The following is a 24,143-nucleotide window of genomic DNA, read 5'->3' as shown; positions in this document are numbered from 1 at the left end:
GAGGTCAGACGGCCGTCTTCGCCTTCGGCGCGGGCTTGGCCGCCCGGTCCGGGCCGCCGGTGAACTTCTCGTACTCCCGCAGGACCTCCTCCGTCGGCCCGTCCATGCGCAGCTCGCCCCGTTCCAGCCACAGCACCCGGTCACAGGTGTCGCGGATGGACTTGTTGCTGTGACTGACCAGGAAGACCGTGCCGGCGTGCTTGCGCAGCTCGCGGATGCGCTCCTCGGAGCGCTTCTGGAAGGAACGGTCGCCGGTGGCCAGTGCCTCGTCGACGAGGAGGACGTCGTGGTCCTTGGCGGCCGCGATGGAGAAGCGCAGCCGGGCCGCCATGCCGGAGGAGTACGTGCGCATGGGCAGGGTGATGAAGTCGCCCTTGTCGTTGATCCCGGAGAAGTCGACGATCTCCTGGTACCGCGCCTTGATCTGCGCGCGGGACATGCCCATCGCCAGGCCGCCGAGGTGCACGTTGCGCTCGCCGGTGAGGTCGTTCATCAGGGCCGCGTTGACGCCGAGGAGGGAGGGCTGGCCGTCGGTGTATATGCGGCCGTTCTCGACGGGGAGCAGGCCGGCGACCGCTTTCAGCAGCGTCGACTTGCCGGAGCCGTTGGTGCCGATCAGGCCGATGGCCTCGCCCCGGTACGCCACGAAGGACACGTTCTTGACGGCGTGCACCCGGCGTACGCCCGCCGCCTTCTCGGCCTTCCTCCGGCGCACGATGCGGTTGAGGGCGGCGGTCGCGGAGCCCCGGCCGGCGCCGGTGCCGTTGACCCGGTAGACGATGTCGACGCCGTCGGCGACGACGGTGGGGACGCGCTCGGCGGGGGTGTCAGCCACGACCGTATGTCTCCTCGGCCTTCCAGAAGTAGATGAAACCGCCGATGCCGGCGACCAGCGCCCAGCCCAGGGCGAGCGCCCACGCGTGGGGCGGCAGGTGCCCCGCGTGGAAGGTGTCGATCAGGGCGAAGCGCATCAGGTCGATGTAGACCACGGCGGGGTTGAGCTGGAGCACGGTGCCGACCCAGGACGGCAGGCCGCTGTCCGGGCCGGTCATGTGGTCGATGCTGAACATGACCCCGGAGGCGTACATCCAGGTGCGCAGCACGAACGGCATCAGCTGGGCCGCGTCGGGGATCTTGGACCCCACCCGGGCCATGAACAGCGACACGCCGGCGTTGAAGAGGAACTGCAGCACCAGCGCCGGCACCGCCAGCACCCAGGACGGGGCGGGCGGCACGCCGAAGGCGAGCAGGATGACGACGAGGGCGGCCATCGAGAACAGCAGCTGTTGGAGCTGCTGGAGGCAGAACGAGACCGGCAGCGCGGCCCGCGGGAAGTGCAGGGCGCGCACCAGGCCGAGGTTGCCGGAGACCGCCCGGGTGCCCGCCATGATCGAGCTCTGCGTGAACGTCCACACGAAAACCCCGGTGACCAGGAACGGGACGAAGTCCTCCACGCCGCGGCTGGTGTTCATCAGCACGCCGAAGATGAAGTAGTACACCGCCGCGTTGAGCAGGGGCGTCATCACCTGCCAGACCTGGCCCAGCTTCGCCTGGCTGTACTGGGCGGTGAGCTTGGCGGTGGAGAAGGCGCCGATGAAGTGCCGGCGCGCCCACAGCCGGCGGACGTACTCGGGAAGGGAGGGGCGGGCACCGCTGACCGTCAGACCGTGGCGGGCGGCGAGGGCCGCGAGGTCGTGCTCGTCGGCGGCCGGGGCCGGTGTCGGAGGCGGTGTGTGGAGGACCTGGCTCACATCCGCTGCTTTCGCTCGGGGGAGGGGGTGGCGCCCGGCGTTCACCTGCGTGTCGGAGCGGGTTCATTTACGTCGGGACGGGACCGTATCGTCGTGACGCGAGCGTAGGGCGTGCCGACGTCGGAACGCAACCGTTTCGTCGTGACGCCCTATGCTTGGCCCGCATGACGACCAACGCCGACGAGCCGCAGCCGCAGCCGCGACCGCGCCGCAGGGCACCCGCCGGGGCGGCGGTGCTCCGCGAGGACGTGACGGAGGCCATCCGGGCGGCGGTCTTCGAGGAACTGGCGGCGGTCGGCTACGCGCGGATGTCCATCGAGGGCATCGCGCGCCGGGCGGGCGTCGGCAAGACGGCCGTCTACCGGCGCTGGCGCTCCAAGCTGCACCTGGTCCTCGACATCGTCTCCGCGCTCGCCGTGCAGGGCCTGCCCGCGCCCGACACCGGGTCCCTGGAGGGGGACCTTCGGCTGCTGTACGAGGTGACGTCCCGGGCCCTGCGCCACCCGGTGGCCTCGCAGGTCATCCCCGACCTCCAGGCGGAGGCGGCCCGCAATCCCGACATCGCGGAAGCCATGCGGAAGGCCCTGCGGGAAGGTCAGGACGGCGTCGCCAGCAAGATCCTCGAGGCGGCGACGGAGCGCGGCGAACTGAGCCCGGCCGTCGACCCCGACCTCGCCCTCGACCTGATCTCGGGCCCGCTGTACTGGCGCTCGGTGGTCATCCGCAGTCCGAAGCTGCCGAAGGGTTACCTGGGGGCGCTGGCACGGGCGACGGCGGAGGGGCTCAGGGCGCTCTGAGGCGGCCGGGACGGCCGGGACGGCCGACGGCGCGTGCCCGGCCGTAATCTCGGTGCACACCGACCACACCGCACCCTGCCGCACCACGCCGCACCGCGCCACTACGCACCTGACGCCGTGGTCGCCTGGGCCTGGCCGGGGCCGGTCGTGTGTCAGACGTGGTGGCGGGAGCGGTGAGCTGCGGCTTTGGCCCGGTTGCCACAGCGCATCATGTCGCACCAACGGCGCGAGGAACGGCGGGAGTGGTCCACGTACAGCCGGGTGCAGCTGGGTGCCGCGCACTCCTTGACCTGGGTCGGCCGTTGGACGAGGAGGTCCACGGCATCGTGGGAGAGCGTGGCCAGGACGGCCCTGACCGAGCCGCTCCGCAGGGCCGTGCCGTCGGGCCGCAGCTCCTGGCGCACGGGGACGCGGGCCGTGGCGCGGTTGAGGACGGCGCAGTCCTGTGCCGGGAGGGGAGAACCGCTGATCGAGGCGAGCATCACGCGGTAGATCGCCTCACGCAGGCGCACCGCTGAAACCAGGTCCGCCTCGGTCACCGGAGGCGGACCGTCCAGCATTCCCGAGGCGACGGTCCACTCGGCCAAGTCGCCCGGTGTGACGAGCGAGTCCAGCGGGGCGTCGCGCCGGCTCCTGACCGTGCCGACGAAGTCAAGGGCCGCGCTGCCGCTGACGAATACGAACTCCATCTCGTCATGGTACCCGTGCGGACGGCTTCGCGAGGCCAAGTAGTAACCGGTCGAGGTGGTTACTTATCTGCGCGAACTAACCGCATTGACTAGTTGTTCGCGCCGTCGATACAGTGCCATAACTAACCCCTGTAGCTGGTTATTTGAAGCGAGAGGCCACTGCTGTGCCGGAACGTGACGACCTTGCAACCGACACCGTGAAGGGCGAGGCACCCGCATCGTCGCCACCGGAAACGGCCGCGGCACCTCCCAGAGGCTCCGCCGCCGTCCCCGCTGTCTTCGTCGTCCTGTGGAGCAGTGCCTTCATCGCGGCAGTGATCGGTACCGACGCCGCTCCGCCGCTGCTGCTGACGTTCTCCCGCTTCGCGCTCGCCGGTGTCCTCCTCATGGCAGTGGCCCTGGTGTCCAAGTCGCCGTGGCCGAAGGGCCGGTTGCTGCTGCACGTCGTCGTCACCGGACTGCTCATGCAGGCCGTGCAGTTCGGTGCCTTCTACACGGCCATCAGTGAAGGGCTGCCGGGCGGCCTGGTCGCGCTGATCCAGGGCTTCAACCCCGTGCTGATCGCACTGATGGCCGGCTTCTTCGTGGGCGAGCAGATCACCAGGCGGCAGTGGTTCGGCTTCGCCGTCGGCGGAGCCGGTGTCGCGCTCGCCGTCGCCGGAGCGCTGGACTTCTCCGTCACCGCCATCGTGCTGTCCTTCGTCGGTCTGCTCGGTCTCAGCGCCGGCACCGTCTACCAAAAGCGCTTCGCCCAGGGCGCGGACGTCCGCAGCAGCACCGCCGTGCACTTCCTCGCCAGCGCCCCGGTGATGCTGGTGATGACGCTGGCTCTGGAGGATCCGGAGGTCACCGACTGGGGGGCGTTCGGCGGGGCGCTGGCCTGGATCGTGCTGATCAACTCCGTGGGCACGTTCCTGCTGCTCAACTTCATGCTCAAGAAGCAGGACGCGAGCCGGGTCGGCACGCTGTTCTTCCTCACACCGGCCGTAACCGCCCTGCTGTCCTGGCTGATCATCGACGAGACGCTGAGTACGTCGGCGATCGCGGGACTCGTCCTGGGTGGCGTCGGTGTCCTGCTCGCGTCCCGCAAATAGACCCACCTTCACTGCGTGTACGTGTACGTGTACGGCGTTCCGGTGTGGAACATCCATGACAACCGAGTGCAAGAGAAGGAAGTAGCGGAGTGACCATCAAAGTCGCCATCAACGGGTTCGGTCGCATCGGGCGCGGCTTCCTGCGCGCCGCTCTCGCCCAAAGGGCCGATCTGGAGGTCGTGGCCGTGAACGACCTCACCGACGCAGCGACACTCGCCCACCTGCTCGCCTACGACAGCACCATGGGCAAGCTGGGGACGGAGGTCACGGCCGAGGGCGACGCACTCGTGGTCGACGGCCGCCGGATCGCCGTCCACGCGGAGCGTGAGCCGGGCAAGCTCCCCTGGGGCGAGCTGGACGTCGACGTGGTCGTGGAGTCCACCGGCAGGTTCACCGACGCGAGGAAGGCCGCCGCGCACCTCGACGCGGGCGCGCGCAAAGTGCTCATCTCGGCCCCGGCCACGAACGAGGACATCACCCTCGCGTACGGCATCAATCACACGAGCTACGATCCCGCCGTCCACCACGTGGTCTCCAACGCCTCCTGCACGACGAACTGCCTGGCCCCCATGGCCAAGGTGCTGCACGAGCGGTTCGGTGTCGAGCACGGCCTGATGACCACGGTGCACGCCTACACCCAGGACCAGAACCTCCAGGACGGCCCGCACAAGGATCTCCGCCGCGCCCGTTCCGCCGCGGTCAACATCGTGCCGACGTCCACCGGCGCCGCCAAGGCCATCGCCCTCGTCCTGCCCGAACTCGAGGGCAGGCTGGCGGGTCTGTCGCTGCGGGTGCCGGTCCCGGTCGGTTCGCTGACCGACCTTTCGGCGTACGTGTCGCGGCCGACCACCGTGGAGGAGGTCAACGAGGCCTTCGCGGCGGCGGCGGCCGGACCGCTGGCCGGGGTCCTGCGCCACAGCGACGCTCCGCTCGTCTCCTCCGACATCGTCGGCGAAGCGGCGTCCTGCGTCATCGACTCCGAGCTGACCACCGTCACGGGCGGCGGCCGCCACGTGAAGGTGTTCGGCTGGTACGACAACGAGTCGGGCTTCTCGCACCGGGTCGTCGACGTCGCCCGCCTCCTGGGCACCAGGAGCTGACCACTTCGCGCAGCCGGAGCCCTGCGACGAGCGCGTGGCAGCGGTGGACTCCGTTGCCACGGAGCCGGCACGGCCCTCGCGCCTACGCTGTCGATCTTCAGTCGTCCTCAGCAGCCCAGACGTCAGTTGTGGAGATGAACACATGGGAACGAATCCCGCCCAGGCGGAAATGATCCAGTTGCTTACTCCGGAGGGGAAGCGGGTCGAGCACCCGGATTACGCCGTGGACCTCACCTCCGGCGAACTGCGGGGCCTGTACCGTGACATGGCGCTGACCCGGCGCTTCGACGCCGAGGCCACGTCGCTGCAGCGCCAGGGCGAACTCGGTCTGTGGGCCTCGCTGCTGGGGCAGGAGGCCGCTCAGATCGGCTCCGGACGGGCTACCCGGCCCGAGGACTACGTGTTCCCCTGCTACCGGGAGCACGGTGTCGCCTGGACGCGCGGGATCGATCCCCTTCAGCTCCTCGGGCTGTACCGCGGAGTGAGCAATGGGGGCTGGGACCCGCAGGAGCACAACTTCCACCTGTACACCCTGGTGATCGGTCCGCCGCTGCTGCATGCCACCGGCTACGCGATGGGTGTGACGCGGGACGGCGCGGACATGGCGGTCCTCTCCTACTTCGGAGACGGCGCCTCCAGCCAGGGCGACGTGGCGGAGGCCTTCACCTTCGCCACCGTCAACAACGCGCCGGTGGTGTTCTTCTGCCAGAACAACCAGTACGCGATCTCCACACCCGCGGCCCGGCAGACCCGCTGGCCGATCAGCCGGCGCTCGGACGGCTGGGGCTTTCCCGGGGTCCGGGTGGACGGCAACGACGTGCTGGCCTGCCTCGCCGTGACCCGGTACGCGCTCGACCGGGCGCGGCGGGGCGAGGGCCCCATGCTGATCGAGGCCTTCACCTATCGCATGGCACCGCACGCGACCTCCGACGACCCGACGCGATACCGGGACGAGGCCGAGCGTGTCGAGTGGCAGGGCAAGGACCCCGTCGACCGTCTGCTCCGGTATCTGACCGAATCCGGCCAGGCCGACGAGGCCTTTTTCGCCGAAGTGGCGGAGGAGGGCGAGAAGCTGGCCCAGCACGTCCGCGAGGGAGTCCGTGCCATGCCGGATCCCGCGCCCACCGATCTCTTCGACCACGTGTACGCGGAGCACCACGCGGTGGTGGCGGAGGAGAGGGCCGGCTTCCTCGCCCTGCGGGACTCGCTGGAGGCCGGGCAGGCGGGGCAGTAGTGCCCTGAGTCCTGAACGTCCGTACAGGTGGGCCATGACGGACCCGGGCTTCGTCGAGAAGGTCCATGACGTGGAGGAGTTCAGGAAGTTCCTGAATAAACTCGGGGGTGGTCGCGGGTGAAAAATTGCCATAACTTGAATAAGTGTTTACTCGCGGTCAATCCTACTCCCAAGCGGCAGTCAGGGGGAATTGCATAACGGGCCACTCTCCAGTCTTGACGTCCCTCGCGAAGTCGCTGATCATTGGATGGTTACGACGGGGGAGCGGAGTTAATCGTGCTTATCGCGGGGGACAGGGTCGTCCTTTTGTACTTCGGCGCAGCTCAGTGCTTTCCCGGTCGTGCAGCGTATGTGCCACGCAACCAGGGGTCCGTCAGCGTCGAGGGGCGAGGAGATCTAGGCGTACCGTCGCGTGCGCCGGACTGGGGTCAGCATGATGAAACTGTCCCAATGCAAGGCCTTCGTGGCCGTGGTCGATACCGGCTCATTCACTGCCGCAGCACAATTGATAGGCGTCAGCCAGTCGGCTGTCAGCCACGCCGTCGCATCACTCGAAAAGGGGCTCGGAATCGAGCTCCTCAAGCGTGAGCACGGCAGCATCTCACTCACCGCGGCAGGACGCCGCGTTCTGCACAGCGCGCGGATCATGCTCAAGCATGCCCAGGAGATCACCACGGTCGGCTCCCTCACGCGCAGTGCCTCGAGAACGGTGCTGCGCATCGGCGTGAGCCGCAGTTTCGGCAAGCGTGAACTGGCCCGCCTGCTCGGTGAGTTCCACGCCCGGCACGCGGACGTGGCGCTCGACGTCCGGGTGGGGAAGTGCACCCAGGTCGAGGAGTGGCTGCGGAGCGGCTTCGTGGAACTCGGGATCGGCGGTCTGGCCGACAGGGGATTCACCGTCTTGCCGCTGCTGAGCGACCGGATGCACGTCGTGCTGCCCGTCGGCCACCCGCTGGGCACGGCCTCGACCGTGCACGTGCGGCAACTCGCCGGTGAACGCCTGCTGATGGCGGGCGGGGATCTGGAGGCGAGGCTGGAGTCCTTCTTCCAGGAGCACGGCGTCGATCCCATGGTGTCCCTCCGGGTCGACGATCCGGTGACCTTGATGACCATGACCGCGAACGGCTACGGCGTGTCCCTGCTGCCCGGGGTCGCTCTCCCGTCGAAGGCCCCCCGGCTGCGCGTGCTGCCGCTGGTCCCCACACTGCCCTGCGACCAGGTCCTCGCGATGGGCCGGCGGGCCACCGCCAACGCCTTCACGGACGAGTTCGTCGCCCTCGTCAAGGGTTCGCTCGACCGCAAGGAGCTGGTGATGGGGTGAGCAGGCCGCCCCTGACCGCCGTACGGCGCGGACGTGGCCACCCGCCTGCGGACGGGGGCGGGCCGTCACGGGCGGGGCCGGGTGCGCGGCAGCCGGGACCGCCGTCCCGTTTCGTACGCGGCGATGTCCTCCTCGTACCGCAGGGTGGAGGCGATCGGATCCAGGCCGAGCAGCAGCCTGCTGCGAATGTCCTCCTCCAGGTCGAAGTGCGCCAGCACGCCCCGGCAACGGACCTGCCTGCGCTCTAGGTCGACCACGACGGGGACGGCGGCGTCGGCTTCGGTCTCCTCCCACAGCGCGACGACGACGTCGGCGGGCACGGCGACGGTGAGCAAGCCGTTCATCAGCGAGTTGCCACGGAAGATGTCCCCGAACCGCGGGGCGATCACCACCCTGAATCCGTAGTCCTGCAGCGCCCAGACCGCGTACTCCCGCGACGAGCCGGTGCCGAAGTCGTGTCCGGCGACCAGCACCGTGGCACCGGCCCGCTCGGGACGGTTCAGCACGAACCCGGGGTCGTCGCGCCAGTCGGCGAACAGGGCGTCGGCGTGCCCGTCCCGGGTCGTGCTGGCGCAGAAGCGCACCGGGATGATCTGGTCGGTGTCGACGTCGGTACGGCGCAGCGGAACGGCGGTGCCCGTGTGGACGGTGAACTGCCTGTGGACGGTGGACTTCGTGGTGTCGGTCACGTCAGGTACCTCACAGATCGGCGGGGCCGGCCAGGCGGCCGGTCACGGCGGTCGCCGCGGCGACGGACGGGGAGACGATGTGGGTCCGGGAACCCTTGCCCTGCCGTCCCTCGTAATTGCGGTTGTTGGTCGAGGCGGCGCGCTGCCCCGGTCGCAACCGGTCCTCGTTGAGGGCGGCGCACATCGAACACCCCGCCCCGGCCCGGAAGTCGGCGCCGGCCTCGGCGAAGACGGCGTCGAGCCCCTCCTCGACGGCCTGTCGTCGGACGGCGGCCGACCCGGGCACGATGATCATGTGAACGCCGTCCCTGACGCGCCTGCCCTTGAGGACGTCGGCAGCCGCCCGCAGGTCCTCGATACGGCCGTTGGTGCAGGACCCCAGGAACACCATGTCGACGCCGATGTCACGCATCGGCACACCCGGCGCGAGGCCCATGTACTCGAGCGCCCGCTCGGCCGCCGCCCGCTCCTCGGCCGTCCCGAAGTCGTCGGGGGACGGCGTCCGCGAGTCCAGCGGCGCGCTCTGCGCCGGGTTCGTCCCCCAGGAGACGTACGGGCTGAGCATGCCGCCGTCGAGGCTCACCTGCTTGTCGAACACCGCGCCGTCGTCCGTGCGCAGCGACATCCAGTGGGCGACCTCCTGGTCCCAGTCGGACCCCGTCGGCACTCCCGGACGGTCCCGCAGGTAGCGGAACGTCGTGGCGTCCGGCGCGACGAGTCCGGCGCGTGACCCGGCCTCCACCGACATGTTGCACAGCGTCATCCGGGCTTCCATGGACAGCGCCTCGACCGCAGGCCCCCGGTACTCGATGGCGTGGCCCTGGCCGCCGGACGTTCCGATCCGGGAGATGAGCGCCAGTACCAGGTCCTTGGCGGTCACGCCCGGGGGCAGCGTGCCCCCGACCGTGACGGACAGGTCCTTCAGCGGGCGCATGGGCAGTGTCTGGGTGGCCAGGACGTGCTCGACCTGACTGGCTCCGATCCCGAAGGCCAGGGCGCCGAAGGCGCCCAGAGTCGTGGTGTGGGAGTCGCAGCACACGACGGTCATGCCGGGCCGGATCAGGCCCTGCTCCGGTGCGATCACGTGGACGATGCCCTGTCCGGGGTCCCCCAGCCGGTGCAGCGGGATGCCGAACTCGGCGCAGTTGGCGCGCATCAGCTCCGACTGCCTGCGGCCGGCCGGGTCCGCGATCCGCCGTCGGATGTCGACGGTAGGGGTGTTGTGGTCCTCGGTGCCCACCGTCAGGTCGGGTCGGCGCACCGTGCGGCCCGCCGCCCGCAGCCGGTCGAAGGCCTGCGGGGTGTTGACCTCGTGCAGCAGCTGCAGATCGACGTAGAGAAGGTCTTCGCCCGAATCGCTGGTGCGCACGGTGTGCTCGCGCCAGATCTTGCGGGCCAGGGTGGATGGCATGAGGTGAGGTCTCCGCGGTGAGGATGGTCAGGCCAGGACGGCGGTCGGCTGCCGACGGGCTGCGTCGGCCGTGGCCACGGGGGCGAGGGCGTCGGCCGCGATGGCGTCCGCGTCCCAGATGAAGTCGGTCCAGAAGCCGGGACGGCTGCTGCCCCCCTGCATGAACCAGCGAGTGTGCTCGGTCGGGATGCCGAGGACGTACAGTCCGCGGTCGGGGACCCCGCCGCTGCCGACGGGGTGGTAAGGGCTCTTCGTCACGGCGACGCCGCCGGTGTCGAAGGCTTCCGCGCCGTCCGTGTTGACGTAGCTGGTCAGCAGTGAGCGGGAGACGAGGGCCCGGGTCAGCGGGGCGGGGTCGCGCAGCAGCGAGGGGGTCGGGATGCGGGCGTCGACGACGGTGGTGGCGGGAGTGTGCGACCCCCGCACCCGGGGCGAGGACACCACGAAGGTGCCCTGTTCCGGCGCGGTCTCGAAACGCGTCTGCGGGCCGGCCAGGCGCAGCACGCCGGCCCGGACCAGAGCGATCACCTGGCGCAGCCTTGCCCGCGGCGGCCCCGCGGCCAGGAACGACGTGCGCGGCACGAACCAGGCCAGGAACTCGTCCCGGTGGGAGTCCGGGGTCAGCCCGCCGAAGTCGACGAGTTCCCGGAGCACTGCGCGGGTGTCGCGCAGCACGTCCAGAGCGGCCTTGAGGGGCGAATCGACGTTGCCCTCCTCCGCGTGCTCCAGGTCCCGGGTGACGGCGGCGACGAGATCGGCGGTGAAGGCCTGCGGGCTCGGGTACTCGCGGCCCTCGAACGGCCGGGCGAGGGCGTCGATGTCCAGCGGGGGCAGCGTGTCCGCCCCGTGGCGGGCGGCCAGCGCGCGGACGTCGGGCACCCCGGTGCGCGCGGCGGCGACCACGTCCGAGACGAACGCCTCGGCCGGGCCGTCGCCCGCCGCCCGGCGCAGGCCGGTCGCGTAGTAGACCAGGTCCATCTCCGCCCGCAGCCAGGGCCACGCCTCGGTCCGGAACCGGACCGAGGCGCCCCTGGTACGGCGTATTCGGTCGGCGGTGAACAGCCGCGCCGAGTAGCGGTGGTCGAAGTCCTTCTGGTGACGACCGCGGCCGGGTACCGGCATGGAGCTGCGCGACCCGGCCACCAGGAGGGGCTCCCGTCCGCTGGGCAGGTACCGCAGGGTGCCGTCCGGCTCGGTCGCGTAGCGTCCGCCGCGGCCCTCGGTGAGCGCCGCCATGACGTCGTAGAACGAAAGACCGAGACCCAGGATCCCCACCGTCGAGCCGGCCGGGATGTCGTCGAGGGGCATGTCGGCGGCGGAGTCCCCGCGGAAGTACCGCAGGCCCGGGACGGCCGCGGCGAAGTCGGCGAGCCGCTGCTGGTCCGCGGAGAGTTCGGGCCGAGTGTGCCCGGTGGTGACGACCACGCGGTCGGCGGTCAGGGCGCCGCCGCCGGCGAAGACGAGCCGGTAGCCGTCGGGACCGGGCTCCAGGTCCGTGACCTCACCCGAAGTGCGGTGCAGGTGTACGCCCTCGGGCAGGTTCTCCTCCACCGTGTTCAGGACGTACTGCATGTAATGGCCGTACACGGCCCGGGGCGCGTACCCGAGCGGATCGGCTCCGTCCGGATCGACGGTCCGCCACCACTCGGCGAGGGACGGCCCGGCACCCGGCCGGACCGGTCCGTCGTCCGGTCGCCCGGAGAAGGCGGACACCTCGCCGGCGACGGTGTTCATGAGGAACCACAGCGGCTGGTCGGTGCGCCACACCCGGCCGGAGCCCACCTGCACGGAGTCGATGAGGTGGATGTGGACAGGCACGAGAGGCGGGGCGTCCAGCAGCCGCGCGGCGAGCCGCTCGACCACGCTCAGCCCGCGGGGCCCGCTGCCGATCACGGCGATGTGGTGGGAGAGCCCTCCGGAAGGCATGCGGTGGTGCACCTGTGTCAGTCCTTTCGAAAGACGCCGGGAGACCAGTTCAAAACGCGTTCAACGTAGGCGCGGTGAGCCGAAAAAGCAGGAGTCATCCAATGCACTCATGGACGGATGAGCGCCTCTCATCCCGGTTGACCGGCCGTTTGGCGTCATGGTCGATTTGCAGCGCGACCGGCGCGGCACAGGAAGCTGAGGAGCTGAAGAGCTGTGGCGAGAAAACCAGCGCTACTCATGCTGGACCTCATTAACGACATCGTTCACCCCGAGGGCAAATACGGCCGTGACGGATACGCCCGTCACCTTGCCCGGCGCGGAGTCCTGGAAAATGCGGCCCTCGCGCTGGAGACGGCCCGGAACCGAGGAATTCCGGTAATTCACGTCGTCGTGGGCTTTACCGCGGGTTATCCGGAATGGCCGGCGGGTTCGCCGGTTTTCCACAGCGCGAAGGACGACGGCCGGATTCTGCTCGGCACGTGGGCCACCCAGCCGCACGACGCCGTGAAGCCGGCCGACGGCGAACCGGTGATCGCCAAGCACCGCATCAGCCCCTTCTACGGCACCGGCCTCGACCTGACCCTGCGGGCGCTCGGAGTCGACACCCTGCTGCTCACCGGCGTCTCCACCGACATGGTGATCCTCGCGACCGCGCGGGACGGTCACGACCGGGACTACGCGGTCGAGGTGCTGGAGGACGCCACCGGGGCCGACGGCGACGAGATGCACACCGCCGCGCTGTCGGTCATCGGCCGGACGGCGCGGATCACGACGGTCGGCGAGGCGCTGGCTCCGGGGAGCGTCCGGTGAACCCACGCACGGCCACCCGTTTCTCCGGCATCGAGCGTTCGGCCACCTTCGCCGTTCTGGAACGCGTGCACGCCCTGCGGGCCGAGGGGGTCGACGTCCTCGACCTCGGCGGTGGGGAACCGGACTTCGACTCCCCCGGCCACGTGGTCGAAGCGGCCACCCGCGCGCTGGACGAGGGACACACGCACTACGCCCCCAGCCGAGGCCTGCCTGAACTTCTCGCCGCCGTCGCGCAGAAGCTGGAACGGGACAACGGGATCGTGGCTCGCAAGGACCGGGACATCGTCGTCACGCCCTCCGCGAAGCACGCGCTGTTCATCTCGCTGCTGGCCCTGCTCGACCCGGGCGACGAGGTGCTCGTGCCCACACCGAGCTGGGTCAGCTACGCCTCCATGGCCCGCCTGGTCGGCGCCGTGCCCGTCTCGGTGCCGCTCGACGCGGCAGACGGGTTCCGTCTCACCCGTGACGTGCTCGAACAGTACGTCACGCCGCGCACGAAGGTGCTGCTGCTCAACACGCCCAACAACCCCACCGGGCGGGTGCTGAGCGCGGACGAGGCCCGGACCGTCTCCGAGTTCGTCCGGGACCACGATCTGCTGGTCGTGTCCGACGAGATCTACGAGAAGATCGTCTACGGCGGCGCGCGCCACCTCAGCCTGGCATCCCTGCCGGGCTGCGCCGACCGGACCTTGACGGTCAACGGGTTCTCCAAGGCGTACGCGATGACGGGCTGGCGGCTGGGCTACGTCTGCGGCCCGACGGATGTCGTCGGCGAGATCCTGAAGGCCCAGCAGCACTCCGTCGGCTGCGCGGGCACGTTCGTCCAGTACGGCGGCCTGGCGGCGCTCACCGGGCCGCAGGACGACGTGGCGGCGATGACCCACGAGTACGCCGCTCGCCGTGAACTCGTCGTCTCGGGGCTCAACCGGCTCCCCGGCGTGCGGTGCGCGCTGCCGGAAGGCAGCTTCTACGTTTTCCCCGACATCCGCGGCACCGGCTTCGCCACCTCGGCGGAGTTCGCCGCATGGCTGCTCGACGAGGCCCGCGTCGCGGTGACCCCGGGCAGCGCGTTCGGACCCGGGGGCGAAGGGCACGTGCGGCTCTCCTTCGCCACGTCCCGGGCAGTCATCGACGAGGCGGTCCACAGGATGGGCGAAGCGCTGGCCCGCCGTTCCCCCGTGCTCGCCGGCGCGGAGCCGAGCCCTCCCGAACCGGTCGCCCGTCTCACCCCCCAGTGCCTCGGAGAGATCTGACATGCGTCGTGTTTCCTTCTTCGACACCACACTCCGCGACGGAGAACAGGCCCCGGCCAACGCCCTCGGCCCCGACGAGAAACTCGAACTGGCCCTGGGGATCGAGTCCCTCGGCGTGGACCGTATCGAGACCGGGTTCCCGGCCTCCTCGCCCAGCGACTTCGAGGCGACCCGGCTGATCTCGCAGCACCTGACGAAGGCGAGGTTCACCACGTTCTGCAGGGCGGTCGCGACGGACATCGAAACGGCGGTGAAGGCCGGCGGCACGGCCCGCCACCAGGTGCAGATCGCCTCGACCGGCAGCGACATCCACCTCCGGCACAAGCGCCGCATCACGCGCGCCCAGGCGGTCGCCGAGGTCGTCGATTCCGTCGCCGTGGCCAGGGAACTCGGTGTCGAGGACGTGTCCGTCGGCATCGAGGACGCCAGCCGCGGCGAGGACGACCTGCTGCGCGAGCTGGCCGAACGGTCCGTCGAGGCGGGCGCCACCTGCCTGGTGGTGGCCGACACCTCGGGGGCGCTGACTCCCGAGGAGTACGCCGGACTCATCGCCCGCTTCCGCTCCTGGGCGCCGGCCCCGGTGCGCATCGCGACGCACTGCCACGAGGACTTCGGCCTGTCCACCGCGAACGCGCTGGCCGGACTCGTCGCCGGCGCGGACGAGGTGCAGGCGACGCTCGGCGGGATCGGTGAACGCGCCGGCAACACCGCGCTGGAGGAGATCGCCGCGCTGCTGGCCTACAAGCAGGACGTCACCGGCCTGTACAGCGAGATCCGGCTCGACGCCATGTACGGGGTGTACACCGCCCTGAGGAGGCACATCCGCCTCGAGGAACCCCGCAACAAGGCGATATTCGGCACGTACGCCTTCGGTACCGCTGCCGGCCTCCACCAGCAGGGCATCCTGCGCAACCCGGCCACGTACGAGTACGTCGAGCCCGCCCGTTTCGGCCGGGAGCGCAGCGTGCTCGTGGGCCGTCACTCCGGCCGCAGCGTCCTGCGTCACCTGATCGGTGAACTGGGCGTCACCGTGTCCGAGGGCGAGCTGGACAAGCTGTACCGCATCCACATCGAGGAACGAACCGGCGGTGACTGCGAGGACCTCGGCGTCGTCAAGGCCCGGCTCGCCGCCGAACTCACCCCTGTCGCCGCAGGCTGACCGACCGCCCCATCGAGACCAGGAGCCGAAAGTGGAGCCCTTTTACACCTTTTCCGACACCGACCGGGACTCGCTGAGGGAACTGCTCAAGGAACTGCCCAAGAACCCGTACGACGACATCGTCGCGTTCGACGCCGCGACAGCGGACCTCGTCGACAGCGGTGAGGTGCCCGCCTACCTGGTCGAGGTGTGCGACCGCATCCGCGAGGAACGTGCCGCCGGCGGCTCACAGGCGCACGTCCTGCGCAACTGCCCCCTCGACGAGAACATCCCGCTGCTCGACCTGGACGACCCGATCACGGACAAGCACGCCAAGAAGCGCACGTTCGTGGGTGAGGCCTTCCTGGCCCTGTTCGGGAAGCTCGTCGCCACCCCGCTGCTGTCGTACGGGACCCGGTTCAACGGGGCGTTCTTCGTCGACGTCATCGCGATCAACAAGTACAGCGGGCTGCAGACCGGGTTCAGCGACAGCGAGCTCGTCTACCACAACGAACGTACGGCACACCCGGTGCGGGCCGACTTCATCTCCCTGCTCGGCATGCGCTGCCCCGACGGAGCCGACTACATCTACACCGGGTTCGTGGACGGCAGGGACCTGCTGACCCACCTCACCGAGGAACAGCAGAGGGTGCTGCGCCAGCCCTTCTTCATCACGCCCTACGACGTGTTCTCCCGGGACAACAACGGCGCGCTCAGCGTCTCGGAGGACCACGCGATCCTCGAGAACGACCACAGCTTCCGCTACCTGGACACCACCACCACGGTGACCGAGACCAGCCCGCCGGAGGCCAAGGACGCGTTGCTCGCCCTGAAGAACGCGCTGGTACGGGCCGACAAGACCCGGCACCGGATCCAGACCGGCGACCTCTTCACCTTCGCGAACCAGGACGGCCTGCACTGCCGGGACAAGATGGAGATCAACGACCCCGAGCGGGCCCGGCAGCGCTGGCTGCTGAAGACGTACGCCTTCCGTGACCAGGCGGCGGCCGACCGTTACGCGGACCGGTGGATCGACGGTGTGCCGGGCCGCGTCGGTGACGGCACGTGACACCCGCCCGTCCCCACATCACTCAGCCGCGCGACGCCGACAGATCCTGGAGAGGCCGACATGACCGTTCAGTCCGAGAACCTTCCCCTGCTCTTCTCCGTCCTGGCCTCCGGTGACCTCGGAGAGGCGGACCTCGACTTCCGGCCGCTGACCGCGGACGGGCGCACGAACGCCGAGATCCACCGGCTCTACGGGCCCGAGCAGACGGGCGAGGGCGGACCGGCCGCAGCCGTGGTCCGGTACCTGCCGGGGGCGAAGGCACAGACACACCGTCACCCGGGCTGCGAGCTGATCTACGTGCTCAGCGGTGAACTGGAGACGGAGGCCGGGATCCACCCGGCCGGCAGCCTGCTGAACATGCCGCCGGGCAGCGTGCACACCCCGCGCAGCCCCAAGGGCTGCCTGGCGCTGGTCGTCTGGGAACAGCCGGTCCAGCCGCTCTGACCAGGCACCGAGGGAACGCGCCGGCCGGCCCCTGACACGGGGCCGGCCGCGCGCCGCACCCGGCCCATGGGCACGAGACGTGGGGGCCCGCGCGGTACCGCCGGTTCACGCGACGGCGAACGGCTTCTCCCGCTGATTCGGCGGTCTCAGTCCCGCGCCGCCCCCGGATGCAGCCGCACCCAGCCCGCCCACGCCGACGTGATCATGTCCTCGACGTCGTACTTGGCCTTCCAGCCCAGTTCGGCGGCGGCGCGGTCGGCCGAGGCGACCACCCGGGCCGGGTCGCCGGGGCGGCGGGGGGTGACCGTCGGCGGGTGGTCGTGGCCGGTGAGGGCGTTGATGCGGTCGATCATCTCGCGGACGGAGACGCCCTCGCCCCGGCCGATGTTGAGGGTGAGGGAGCGGCCCGGGGCGGACCGCAGGGCGCGGGCGGCGGCGACGTGGGCCTCGGCCAGGTCGATCACGTGGATGTAGTCGCGGACGCAGGTGCCGTCCGGCGTCGCGTAGTCGTCGCCGAAGATGCGGGGGGCCGCGGACTCGGTCAGCTTCTCGAAGACCATCGGGACGAGGTTGTGGACGCCCGTGTCGGCGAGTTCCGGGCTCGCGGCGCCCGCCACGTTGAAGTAGCGCAGGGAGGCCGTGGACAGGCCCGTCGCCCGGCCGGTCGCGCGCACCATCCATTCGCCGGCCAGCTTGGTCTCGCCGTACGGCGACATGGGCAGGCACGGCGTCTCCTCCGTCACCAGGTCCACGTCGGGCATGCCGTACACCGCAGCCGAGGAGGAGAAGACGAAGGACGGGACGCCGGCCGCGGTGACCGCGTCCAGCAGGACGCGCAGGCCCTCGACGTTCTCCCGGTAGTACCGCAGCGGCAGCTCCACCGACTCGCCGACCTGTTTCTTCGCGGCCAGATGCACCACACCGGTGACGGAGTGGTCGGTGAGGGCGCGGGCGACCCGTTCGCCGTCCAGGACCGAGCCCACCACCACGGGGACGCCGTCCGGCACCCGCTCGGCGATGCCGGAGGTCAGGTCGTCGTACACGACCGCCTTCTCGCCCGCCTCGGACATCGCCCGTACGACGTGCGCTCCGATGTATCCGGCGCCGCCGGTGATCAGCCAGGTCATGTGCGGCCGTCCCCTCGTCAGTGGTCCTTGGTGGTCATGATCCGTCATCCCGGTGCCCGACGGGCCCCGCACACGTCAGGACGCGGTGGGGGCCGCTTCGGTGCCGTACGTGTCCAGGGCCGCCGTGAGCCGGTCGAGGCGGGCGCGCAGGTCCTGGACCTCCGCGAGGTCCAGCCCGGTCGCCGTCGCGATCCGGCGCGGTACCTCGGTAGCCCGCTCGCGCAGCGCCGCGCCCTCACCGGTGAGCCGGACCTCCACGGACCGCTCGTCGCGCGCGCTGCGCTCCCGGCGGACCAGGCCGGCCGCTTCCAGTCGCTTGAGCAGCGGCGACAGCGTGCCGGAGTCGAGGCGCAGGTGCTCGCCGAGCTTCTTCACCGGCAGCTCCCCGTGCTCCCACAGCACCAGCATCACCAGGTACTGCGGGTAGGTGAGGCCGAGGTCCTTGAGGACCACGCGGTAGACGCCGTTGAAGGCGCGCGATGCCGCGTTCAGGGAGAAGCAGATCTGCTGGTCCAGGCGGAGCCAGTCCGTTGCGGGCGGGGTCATGTCCTCCAGGGTAGCCGACGGGTTTTGCGCGCCATTGAGTTGTGCGCAATGTAGTTGTGCTCGATTGAATTGCGTGCTCTACTTGTCCTCGTCAGGCGTCGCCACGACGCTTCCCCCGCACCGAGAGGGACGGTTCTCCCATGGACGCCATCTACACCGCCGCCGCCACCGCCACCCACGGCCGCGACGGCCGCGCCGTCAGCTCCGACGGCACCCTCGACCTCGCACTCGGCGTCCCCGTCGAGATGGGCGGCAACGGGCAGGGCACCAATCCCGAGCAGCTGTTCGCCGCCGGGTACGCCGCCTGCTTCGGCAGCGCCCTCGGCCTGGTCGGCCGGCAGGCCAAGGCCGACGTCGGCGACGCCGCGGTGACCGCCGAGGTCGGCATCGGCAAGCAGGGCGAGGGTTTCGCGCTCGCCGTCACGCTGCGGGTCGAGCTGCCCGAGGGCCTGGACGAGGAGACCGGCCGCAAGCTGGTCGAGCAGGCCCACCAGGTCTGCCCCTACTCCAACGCCACCCGGGGGAACATCCCGGTCGAGCTGGTCATCGAGTAGCCGGCCCCCGGCGGGCTCCGCCGGTCAGCCCCCGGCCCCCACCCGCGCCAGCACCTCGCCCGTCCGCTCGCTCCACGCCACCACCACCGCCTCCGCGGGCACCGGCTGCCAGCGGGTGAGCAGCAGCCAGCGGACGTCGTACCGGCGGACGATCGCGGTGCGCTCGGCGCGGGTCGAGCCGGGGTCGAGGTAGGCCTCCACGTCGGCCACCCGCCGACCGCGCTCCCGCTCGTCCAGCGACGGGTCCGGCCAGGCGGGCGCCGCGAGGTTCGGCCCGTACCCGGCGATGGCGTGCCCCGCGTAGTAGCCGTCGGTGATCACGACCTCGCCGGGGCCGATGTGCCGCGCCGCCCACTCGTACGTCGGCCAGTTCGGCGGCTGCTCGAAACCGACCGGGTCCAGCGCCCGCGGCACCACCGCCCCCGCCTGCACCGTGAGGAAGCCCAGCAGTGCCCCCGCGGCCGCCGCCGAGCCCAGCGCCCTGCGCCACCACCCCCACGGCCGGGGCGCCGCCAGCTCCACCGCCAGCGCGAACTGCAACGGCACCAGCGTCAGCCCGAGGATGCGGCCGTAGGTGTAGTGGCCGCCGAACCAGCCGTACGCCACCACCGCGCAGTCCAGCACGAAGAGCAGCACCAGCGGATCACGCACCGACGCCCGGCCTCGCCGCCACAGCGCCGGCAGCCCGAGCAGCGCCAGCCAGAACTCCCCGGGAAGTTCCAGGTAGAGCACGCGGTGCATGGCGTCCACACTGTCGTCCCCGGCCAGCGCGAACACGTCGAAGTACGGCCACAGCGCCGCCGACGCCGCCGCCACCGCGCCCGTCAGCGCCCACCGCCCGACGACCGGCCCCCGCCACCGGCGCTGCCACCCGGTCACCAGCGCCACCGCGCCCAGCGCCGCCGCCACCGCCGTGATCGGGTGGACGAGGAGGACCAGGCCGTAGAGGAGGCCGAGGCCCGCGTAACCGGGCAGCCCGCGCAGGCCGCTCGGGCCCACGTACCGCACCCGGCGCTCGTCCCGGGCCCGTGCGCCCGTCAGCGCCCAGGCCCAGAAGGTGAGCCCGATCGCGAACGCCGACGGGTAGCCGAGGTTGCCCGTCATCGACATCAGCCCGAGGTAGCCGCTCCACCAGGCCCGCTCGGTGCCCCACAGCAGCGTCATCGCGCCCAGCGCCAGCACCGGCGCCCACGGCCGCGGGCTCAGCACCCGCACGAAGCGGCCGAGGCCGGTCAGCAGGACCAGCAGGTTCAGCGGCCCGGCGAGCCGCACCACCTCCCAGCCGCCCAGCCCGGTCAGCCGGGCGAACAGGCCCTGCGCCACCGCGTACGGCGAGTAGTACGCGCTGCCCGCGCCCGGCAGGTCGGCCATCGGGTGGCGGGGACTCAGGGGGTTCGCCTTCAGGCGCTCGACGACGGCCGCGTGCTGGCCGGCGTCGCAGCACAGCGGCACCGCCCAGTACGCCAGCGTCATCACCAGGAAAAACAGGAAACCGACGGCCTGGTACGGGGTGGGGCGCCAGGACCGGCCGCCGCGCAGCGCCGTGGCACCGCGCACGGGCCGCCGGACGAGGACACCGGCGCTCACGGGACGTGCGAAGGGTGGGACATTCGGGGCATTTGCCGTATGTTCCCGGTGGCTCCGTCGAGGTCAACGACACGACCTCACGTCACCGCATCGAGTGACCGTTCAGTCGGCCACGCGCGCCCGTTCGGCCTGCCCCTGCGCCGGCAGCGCCACCCGGCCGGCCCGCACCACCGGCTCCAGCAGCAGTGGGACGCCCACCACCGGCAGCAGCCAGGCCAGCACGATCAGCCGCTCGCCCCAGATGTTGATGTCCGGGTGCCCCGCCTGCGTCAGGATGCCGGTGAACGCCGCCGCGACCAGGAAGACCCCGACCGCCCCGCCGCGCCGCAGCGCACCCCACGCCCCGGCGCCCAGCGCCGCCGCGAACAGCGGCTCCCACGCCTGCCGCCGCAGCCACTCCACCCAGAAGTTGCCCTGCAACTGCCAGAACTCCGGCCACGGGTCCGCTCGGTCCGGCCGGGCGAAGTGCCCGGTCAGCAGGTCCTGGAGGCTGTCGGAGACCGACGGGTAGTGCAGCAGCCGCGACAGCGCCATGGTGCCGACGGCGCCCGCCAGGCCGACCGCCGCGAGCACGAGCACCTCCCGGCCCGCCGGCCGCCCCCGCCGGCGTCGCCGCAGCGCGAGCAGCGCGCCCGCCGCCGCCAGGCACACCCCGAGGAACAGCGCCTGCGAGTGCTTCACGGTGAACAGCGCGAGCAGCGAACCGCCGACCAGCGCGTAACCGGCCCGCGCCCGCCCGGCCCGCAGCACCAGCGCGCACCCCCACACCGCCGCCAGCGTCAGCGCCATCAGCAGGCCCTCGGTCATCGGCCGCATGGCCGTCGTCCCGCACGGCAGCACGTAGTACAGCGCCTGCCCGGTCAGCGCGAGCGGCACCGGCACGGACAGGGTGCGCAGGATCAGGAAGACCAGGACACCACCCGCGCAGGCGATGACCACACCCGCCGCCCACAGCCCCCACGTCGCCCCGAGGAGCACGACGAAGGGCACCAGGAACAGCGGGTAGCCGGGCCGCGCCTCGAAGATCCGCATGAAGCGTTCCGTCATGTAGGGCACGGTGTGCCCGCCGGTCTGCCCGGCCGCGAGCCTCGGCTCCACCTGCCGCCACTCCCGCTCCCGGCAGTCGGCCGTCACCCGGTCGGTGGGGTCGGGGCGGTGGAAGCGGACCACGTGCACGCTCTGGTCGCGGCGGGCCGTCGACGCCTTGCTCGCGCACACGTAGTCGATGGTGTCCGCGGCCACCCCGCGCTTGCCGCCACCGGCCAGACTCAGGGCGTACGACAGGTAGTTCTTGGTGTCGGGGGTGTCCCGGCCGGTGACGTTCGCCAGCTGGAGCAGGGCGAAGACCGCGGCCAGGACCAGCACCCAGGTGCGCGGCCTCATGACGAGGCCAGCAGATCGCGGCCGGGGACGGCCGGGACGGACCGGGCTCCGGGCACCCCGGCGGGCTCCGGCATCGGCTCGCCCAGCAGCAGCGTCCGCACCACCCGCTCGGCGGCCCGGCCGTCCTCGTACTCGCAGAACCGGGCCCGGAACGCCGCCCTGAGCCGCGCCGCCTCCTCGTCCCGCCAGGCGCCGGAGGTCAGCAGCCACGCCAGCTCCCGGTAGGAGCGGGAGACATGGCCGGGTGCCTCGGCGGTGACGTCGAAGTAGGCGCCGCGGCTCGCCGTGTAGGCGGCCCAGTCGTCCGCGTGGATCAGCACGGGCCGGTCCAGGAGGACGTAGTCGAACATCAGGGCCGAGTAGTCGGTGATCAGCAGGTCGGAGGCGAGCATCAGGTCCTCGACGTGCGGCTCGTCGGTCGCGTCGATCAGCACGCCCCGCCGGTGCAGCTCCGCCAGGCCCATGCCGCGCGCCGGGCCGCCGGCCAGCGACGGGTGCAGCCGCACCACCAGGGTGTGGCCCTCACCGAGGTCGGCGGCCAGCCGGGCCGGGTCGAACCGCTCCACGTACCCGCCCCGCCGGTACTCGCGGCGGGTCGGCGCGTACAGCACCACGGTGTGCCCCTCGGGGACGCCGAGCCGCTCGCGCGTCCGGCGGCCCGCCTCCGGACCGGCGTTCACCAGCACGTCGTTGCGCGGGCTGCCGGTGCGCGCGGACGCGAAGTGGCAGGGGTACGCCCGCTCCCACATCCGTTCCGCGTAGCGGCTCGCGACCAGGCTGTGGTCCCAGCGGTCGGCCCGCCGCAGCATCTGCGGCACGTCCATGCCGTGCCGGGCGCCGGGCCGGCCCAGCAGGTCGGCGCCCATGTACTTGAGCGGGGTGCCCTGGTGGGTGTGGATGTGGACGCTGTCCGGCCGCTTGGGCACGGCCCAGGGCCAGTTGACGTTGTTGACGAGGAACCCGGCCCGCGCGACCGCCCGGTGGTAGTCCGCGCTGCCGAGGAGCACGTGCTCGGTGTCCGGCGGCAGCGCCGCCGCCTCCTCCTCGCCGCCCACCACCCACACCCCGCGCAGGTGGGGGGCGATCTCGCGGGCCTTGCGGTGGATCGCCGCCGGGTCGCCCAGTACGCCCCGGTGGGAGAAGGCCGAGTACACGACGAGTTCCGCGTCGAGCGGGCGGCGCGTGTTCACTGCCGTCCGCACCCGCGCCAGGCGCCCGGCGGCCGCCCCGCGCGCCTGCCGCGCCCGGCGCCCCAGCTCCCGGCCCGCCCGGCCGGACTCGCGCCGCAGCCGGTAGGCGGCGTACCCGTGCTCCAGCACGCGCAGTTCGGCCGGGATCTCGGCGCCCTCGGGCCGGTACTCCCGGAACATCTCGGCGGTGCGGCGGAAGAACTCCGCCTTGTCCGCCGGCGGCAGCCGGTCCGGCTTGGACAGGACGTCCAGGCAGTGCTCGCCCATCTTGGCGTGCAGGAACGGCCGCCAGCGGGCCAGCTCCGGGCGGTCGTCGAGGAACGCGAAGACCCGCTCGTACTGCGCGTGCACGTCGAAGTGCTTGCGGCTGGTGGTGGACAGGATGTTGCCCTGGCGGCGCTGCCGGTAGTTCAGGCAGACGCGGTCCAGGGTGGCGATCCGCCCGGCCGCGAACATGACCGGGAAGGTCCAGGGCGTGTCCTCGTAGTAGCCCGGCGGGAAGGTGAAGCCCTCCCGCTCGACGAAGTCACGCCGGTAGACCTTGTTCCACACCACCATCAGCAGGTCGAGGATCTCGGGGCGCTCGGCGGCGGTGAAGGTCTCGTCGGTGGCGGCGAGCACGTGGGCGAGGACGTTGCGCCGGGTGCCGCCCCACCAGTAGGTGCGGGCGTAGTCGAAGACCAGGACGTCCGGGTCGTCCGCCTCCGCCAGCCGGTCGGCCATCGCGCGCAGGGCGCCCGGGGTGAGGGTGTCGTCGCTGTCGAGGAAGAAGAGGTAGTCGCCGGTGGCGTGCGGCAGAGCGGCGTTGCGGGCCCGGCCGAGTCCGGCGTTCTCCTCCAGGTGCAGCACGCGCACCCGCTCGTCCGCGGCGGCGTACTCGTCGAGGATGGTGCCGCAGTCGTCCGGGGAGCAGTCGTCCACGGCGACGACCTCGATGTCCCGGTACGACTGGTCCAGCACGGAGTCCAGGCACTCGCGCAGGAAGCCCTGCACCTTGAAGCAGGGGACGATGACGCTGAAGCGGGGCATG

At 71.3% G+C, this 24,143-nt stretch carries 22 protein-coding genes and 1 pseudogene; 12 read left to right on the top strand and 11 right to left on the bottom strand.

The window, feature by feature from the left end:
• Positions 1 to 4: 4 nt before the first annotated feature.
• Both M6G08_RS06030 and M6G08_RS06025 read right to left on the bottom strand, forming a co-directional pair.
• Positions 5 to 835, bottom strand: a complete 831-nt coding sequence (locus tag M6G08_RS06030) for an ABC transporter ATP-binding protein (protein ID WP_272586155.1) — start codon at positions 833 to 835, stop codon at positions 5 to 7.
• On the bottom strand, positions 828 to 1,751 hold the full coding sequence (locus M6G08_RS06025) for an ABC transporter permease (protein WP_272586154.1): 924 nt from the start codon (positions 1,749 to 1,751) through the stop codon (positions 828 to 830). The genes M6G08_RS06030 and M6G08_RS06025 overlap by 8 nt, the downstream gene beginning before the upstream one ends.
• A gap of 164 nt (positions 1,752 to 1,915) precedes the next feature.
• Between M6G08_RS06025 and M6G08_RS06020 the strand changes: the two genes are divergently transcribed.
• The gene (locus M6G08_RS06020; protein ID WP_272586153.1) at positions 1,916 to 2,548 is read left to right on the top strand and encodes a TetR/AcrR family transcriptional regulator; all 633 of its coding nucleotides are present in this window, start codon (positions 1,916 to 1,918) and stop codon (positions 2,546 to 2,548) included.
• A 152-nt stretch (positions 2,549 to 2,700) separates the two neighbouring features.
• On the opposite strand, the gene M6G08_RS06015 is transcribed toward M6G08_RS06020, so the two are convergent.
• Positions 2,701 to 3,237: a CGNR zinc finger domain-containing protein gene (locus M6G08_RS06015; RefSeq protein ID WP_272586152.1), complete on the bottom strand. Its 537-nt coding sequence runs from the start codon at positions 3,235 to 3,237 to the stop codon at positions 2,701 to 2,703.
• 164 nt (positions 3,238 to 3,401) lie between these two features.
• On the opposite strand from M6G08_RS06015, the gene M6G08_RS06010 reads away from it, so the two are divergent.
• From M6G08_RS06010 to M6G08_RS05995, 5 genes and pseudogenes are all read left to right on the top strand, one after another.
• Positions 3,402 to 4,331 carry a DMT family transporter gene (locus tag M6G08_RS06010; protein ID WP_336298982.1) on the top strand — a complete coding sequence of 310 codons (930 nt, stop codon included), beginning with the start codon at positions 3,402 to 3,404 and terminating at the stop codon, positions 4,329 to 4,331.
• Between the two features lie 89 nt (positions 4,332 to 4,420).
• Positions 4,421 to 5,431 (top strand): type I glyceraldehyde-3-phosphate dehydrogenase, encoded by a 1,011-nt coding sequence (gene gap, locus M6G08_RS06005; RefSeq protein WP_272586150.1) that lies wholly within the window; start codon positions 4,421 to 4,423, stop codon positions 5,429 to 5,431.
• Positions 5,432 to 5,573: 142 nt separating this feature from the next.
• Positions 5,574 to 6,665, top strand: a complete 1,092-nt coding sequence (gene pdhA, locus M6G08_RS06000; RefSeq protein WP_272586149.1) for a pyruvate dehydrogenase (acetyl-transferring) E1 component subunit alpha — start codon at positions 5,574 to 5,576, stop codon at positions 6,663 to 6,665.
• A 433-nt stretch (positions 6,666 to 7,098) separates the two neighbouring features.
• Positions 7,099 to 7,275 (top strand): annotated as a pseudogene (locus M6G08_RS35965) (LysR family transcriptional regulator); the annotation flags it as partial.
• A 36-nt stretch (positions 7,276 to 7,311) separates the two neighbouring features.
• Positions 7,312 to 7,986: a LysR family transcriptional regulator substrate-binding protein gene (locus tag M6G08_RS05995; protein WP_272586148.1), complete on the top strand. Its 675-nt coding sequence runs from the start codon at positions 7,312 to 7,314 to the stop codon at positions 7,984 to 7,986.
• A gap of 65 nt (positions 7,987 to 8,051) precedes the next feature.
• Here the strand turns inward: M6G08_RS05995 and leuD are convergent, their stop codons facing one another.
• Genes leuD through M6G08_RS05980 form a run of 3 tightly spaced genes read right to left on the bottom strand, consistent with a single transcriptional unit; the run spans position 8,052 to position 12,012 of the window.
• Positions 8,052 to 8,675 carry a 3-isopropylmalate dehydratase small subunit gene (gene leuD / locus M6G08_RS05990; protein WP_272586147.1) on the bottom strand — a complete coding sequence of 208 codons (624 nt, stop codon included), beginning with the start codon at positions 8,673 to 8,675 and terminating at the stop codon, positions 8,052 to 8,054.
• 10 nt (positions 8,676 to 8,685) lie between these two features.
• Entirely contained in the window at positions 8,686 to 10,086 is a 1,401-nt protein-coding gene (gene leuC / locus M6G08_RS05985) for a 3-isopropylmalate dehydratase large subunit (protein ID WP_272586146.1), read from the bottom strand.
• A gap of 27 nt (positions 10,087 to 10,113) precedes the next feature.
• Positions 10,114 to 12,012, bottom strand: a complete 1,899-nt coding sequence (locus tag M6G08_RS05980) for an FAD/NAD(P)-binding protein (RefSeq protein WP_272586145.1) — start codon at positions 12,010 to 12,012, stop codon at positions 10,114 to 10,116.
• 237 nt (positions 12,013 to 12,249) lie between these two features.
• Here M6G08_RS05980 and M6G08_RS05975 point away from each other — a divergent pair, with 237 nt between their 5' ends.
• Genes M6G08_RS05975 through M6G08_RS05955 form a run of 5 tightly spaced genes read left to right on the top strand, consistent with a single transcriptional unit; the run spans position 12,250 to position 16,726 of the window.
• Complete coding sequence (locus tag M6G08_RS05975; protein ID WP_272586144.1) at positions 12,250 to 12,822, top strand: cysteine hydrolase family protein; 573 nt, start codon at positions 12,250 to 12,252, stop codon at positions 12,820 to 12,822.
• A complete protein-coding gene (locus tag M6G08_RS05970) occupies positions 12,819 to 14,075 on the top strand; it encodes a pyridoxal phosphate-dependent aminotransferase (protein ID WP_272586143.1) in 1,257 nt (418 codons plus the stop codon). The genes M6G08_RS05975 and M6G08_RS05970 overlap by 4 nt, the downstream gene beginning before the upstream one ends.
• Position 14,076: 1 nt before the next feature.
• Complete coding sequence (locus tag M6G08_RS05965) at positions 14,077 to 15,234, top strand: LeuA family protein (RefSeq protein WP_272586142.1); 1,158 nt, start codon at positions 14,077 to 14,079, stop codon at positions 15,232 to 15,234.
• A 31-nt stretch (positions 15,235 to 15,265) separates the two neighbouring features.
• Positions 15,266 to 16,282, top strand: a complete 1,017-nt coding sequence (locus M6G08_RS05960; RefSeq protein WP_272586141.1) for a Fe(II)-2OG oxygenase family protein — start codon at positions 15,266 to 15,268, stop codon at positions 16,280 to 16,282.
• A gap of 60 nt (positions 16,283 to 16,342) precedes the next feature.
• Positions 16,343 to 16,726, top strand: a complete 384-nt coding sequence (locus tag M6G08_RS05955; RefSeq protein ID WP_272586140.1) for a cupin domain-containing protein — start codon at positions 16,343 to 16,345, stop codon at positions 16,724 to 16,726.
• A 146-nt stretch (positions 16,727 to 16,872) separates the two neighbouring features.
• Here M6G08_RS05955 and galE read toward each other — a convergent pair whose 3' ends face one another.
• Complete coding sequence (gene galE, locus M6G08_RS05950) at positions 16,873 to 17,853, bottom strand: UDP-glucose 4-epimerase GalE (RefSeq protein WP_272586139.1); 981 nt, start codon at positions 17,851 to 17,853, stop codon at positions 16,873 to 16,875.
• 75 nt (positions 17,854 to 17,928) lie between these two features.
• Positions 17,929 to 18,399: a MarR family winged helix-turn-helix transcriptional regulator gene (locus tag M6G08_RS05945; protein ID WP_272586138.1), complete on the bottom strand. Its 471-nt coding sequence runs from the start codon at positions 18,397 to 18,399 to the stop codon at positions 17,929 to 17,931.
• Positions 18,400 to 18,539: 140 nt separating this feature from the next.
• Here M6G08_RS05945 and M6G08_RS05940 point away from each other — a divergent pair, with 140 nt between their 5' ends.
• Positions 18,540 to 18,953, top strand: a complete 414-nt coding sequence (locus tag M6G08_RS05940) for an organic hydroperoxide resistance protein (RefSeq protein ID WP_272586137.1) — start codon at positions 18,540 to 18,542, stop codon at positions 18,951 to 18,953.
• Between the two features lie 24 nt (positions 18,954 to 18,977).
• Here M6G08_RS05940 and M6G08_RS05935 read toward each other — a convergent pair whose 3' ends face one another.
• From M6G08_RS05935 to M6G08_RS05925, 3 genes are all read right to left on the bottom strand, one after another.
• Positions 18,978 to 20,540, bottom strand: coding sequence for a hypothetical protein (locus M6G08_RS05935; protein WP_272586136.1), 1,563 nt, complete (start codon positions 20,538 to 20,540; stop codon positions 18,978 to 18,980).
• 102 nt (positions 20,541 to 20,642) lie between these two features.
• Positions 20,643 to 21,923, bottom strand: coding sequence for a hypothetical protein (locus tag M6G08_RS05930; protein WP_272586135.1), 1,281 nt, complete (start codon positions 21,921 to 21,923; stop codon positions 20,643 to 20,645).
• Positions 21,920 to 24,142 carry a bifunctional glycosyltransferase/CDP-glycerol:glycerophosphate glycerophosphotransferase gene (locus M6G08_RS05925; protein ID WP_272586134.1) on the bottom strand — a complete coding sequence of 741 codons (2,223 nt, stop codon included), beginning with the start codon at positions 24,140 to 24,142 and terminating at the stop codon, positions 21,920 to 21,922. Before M6G08_RS05925 ends, M6G08_RS05930 begins: the two co-directional genes overlap by 4 nt.
• Position 24,143: the final 1 nt, after the last annotated feature.

The organism is Streptomyces sp. M92 (genome assembly GCF_028473745.1).
Taxonomy (GTDB): domain Bacteria; phylum Actinomycetota; class Actinomycetes; order Streptomycetales; family Streptomycetaceae; genus Streptomyces.
Note: the sequence above shows the minus strand (reverse complement) of the source record. Positions and strands in the feature narration are given on the sequence as shown.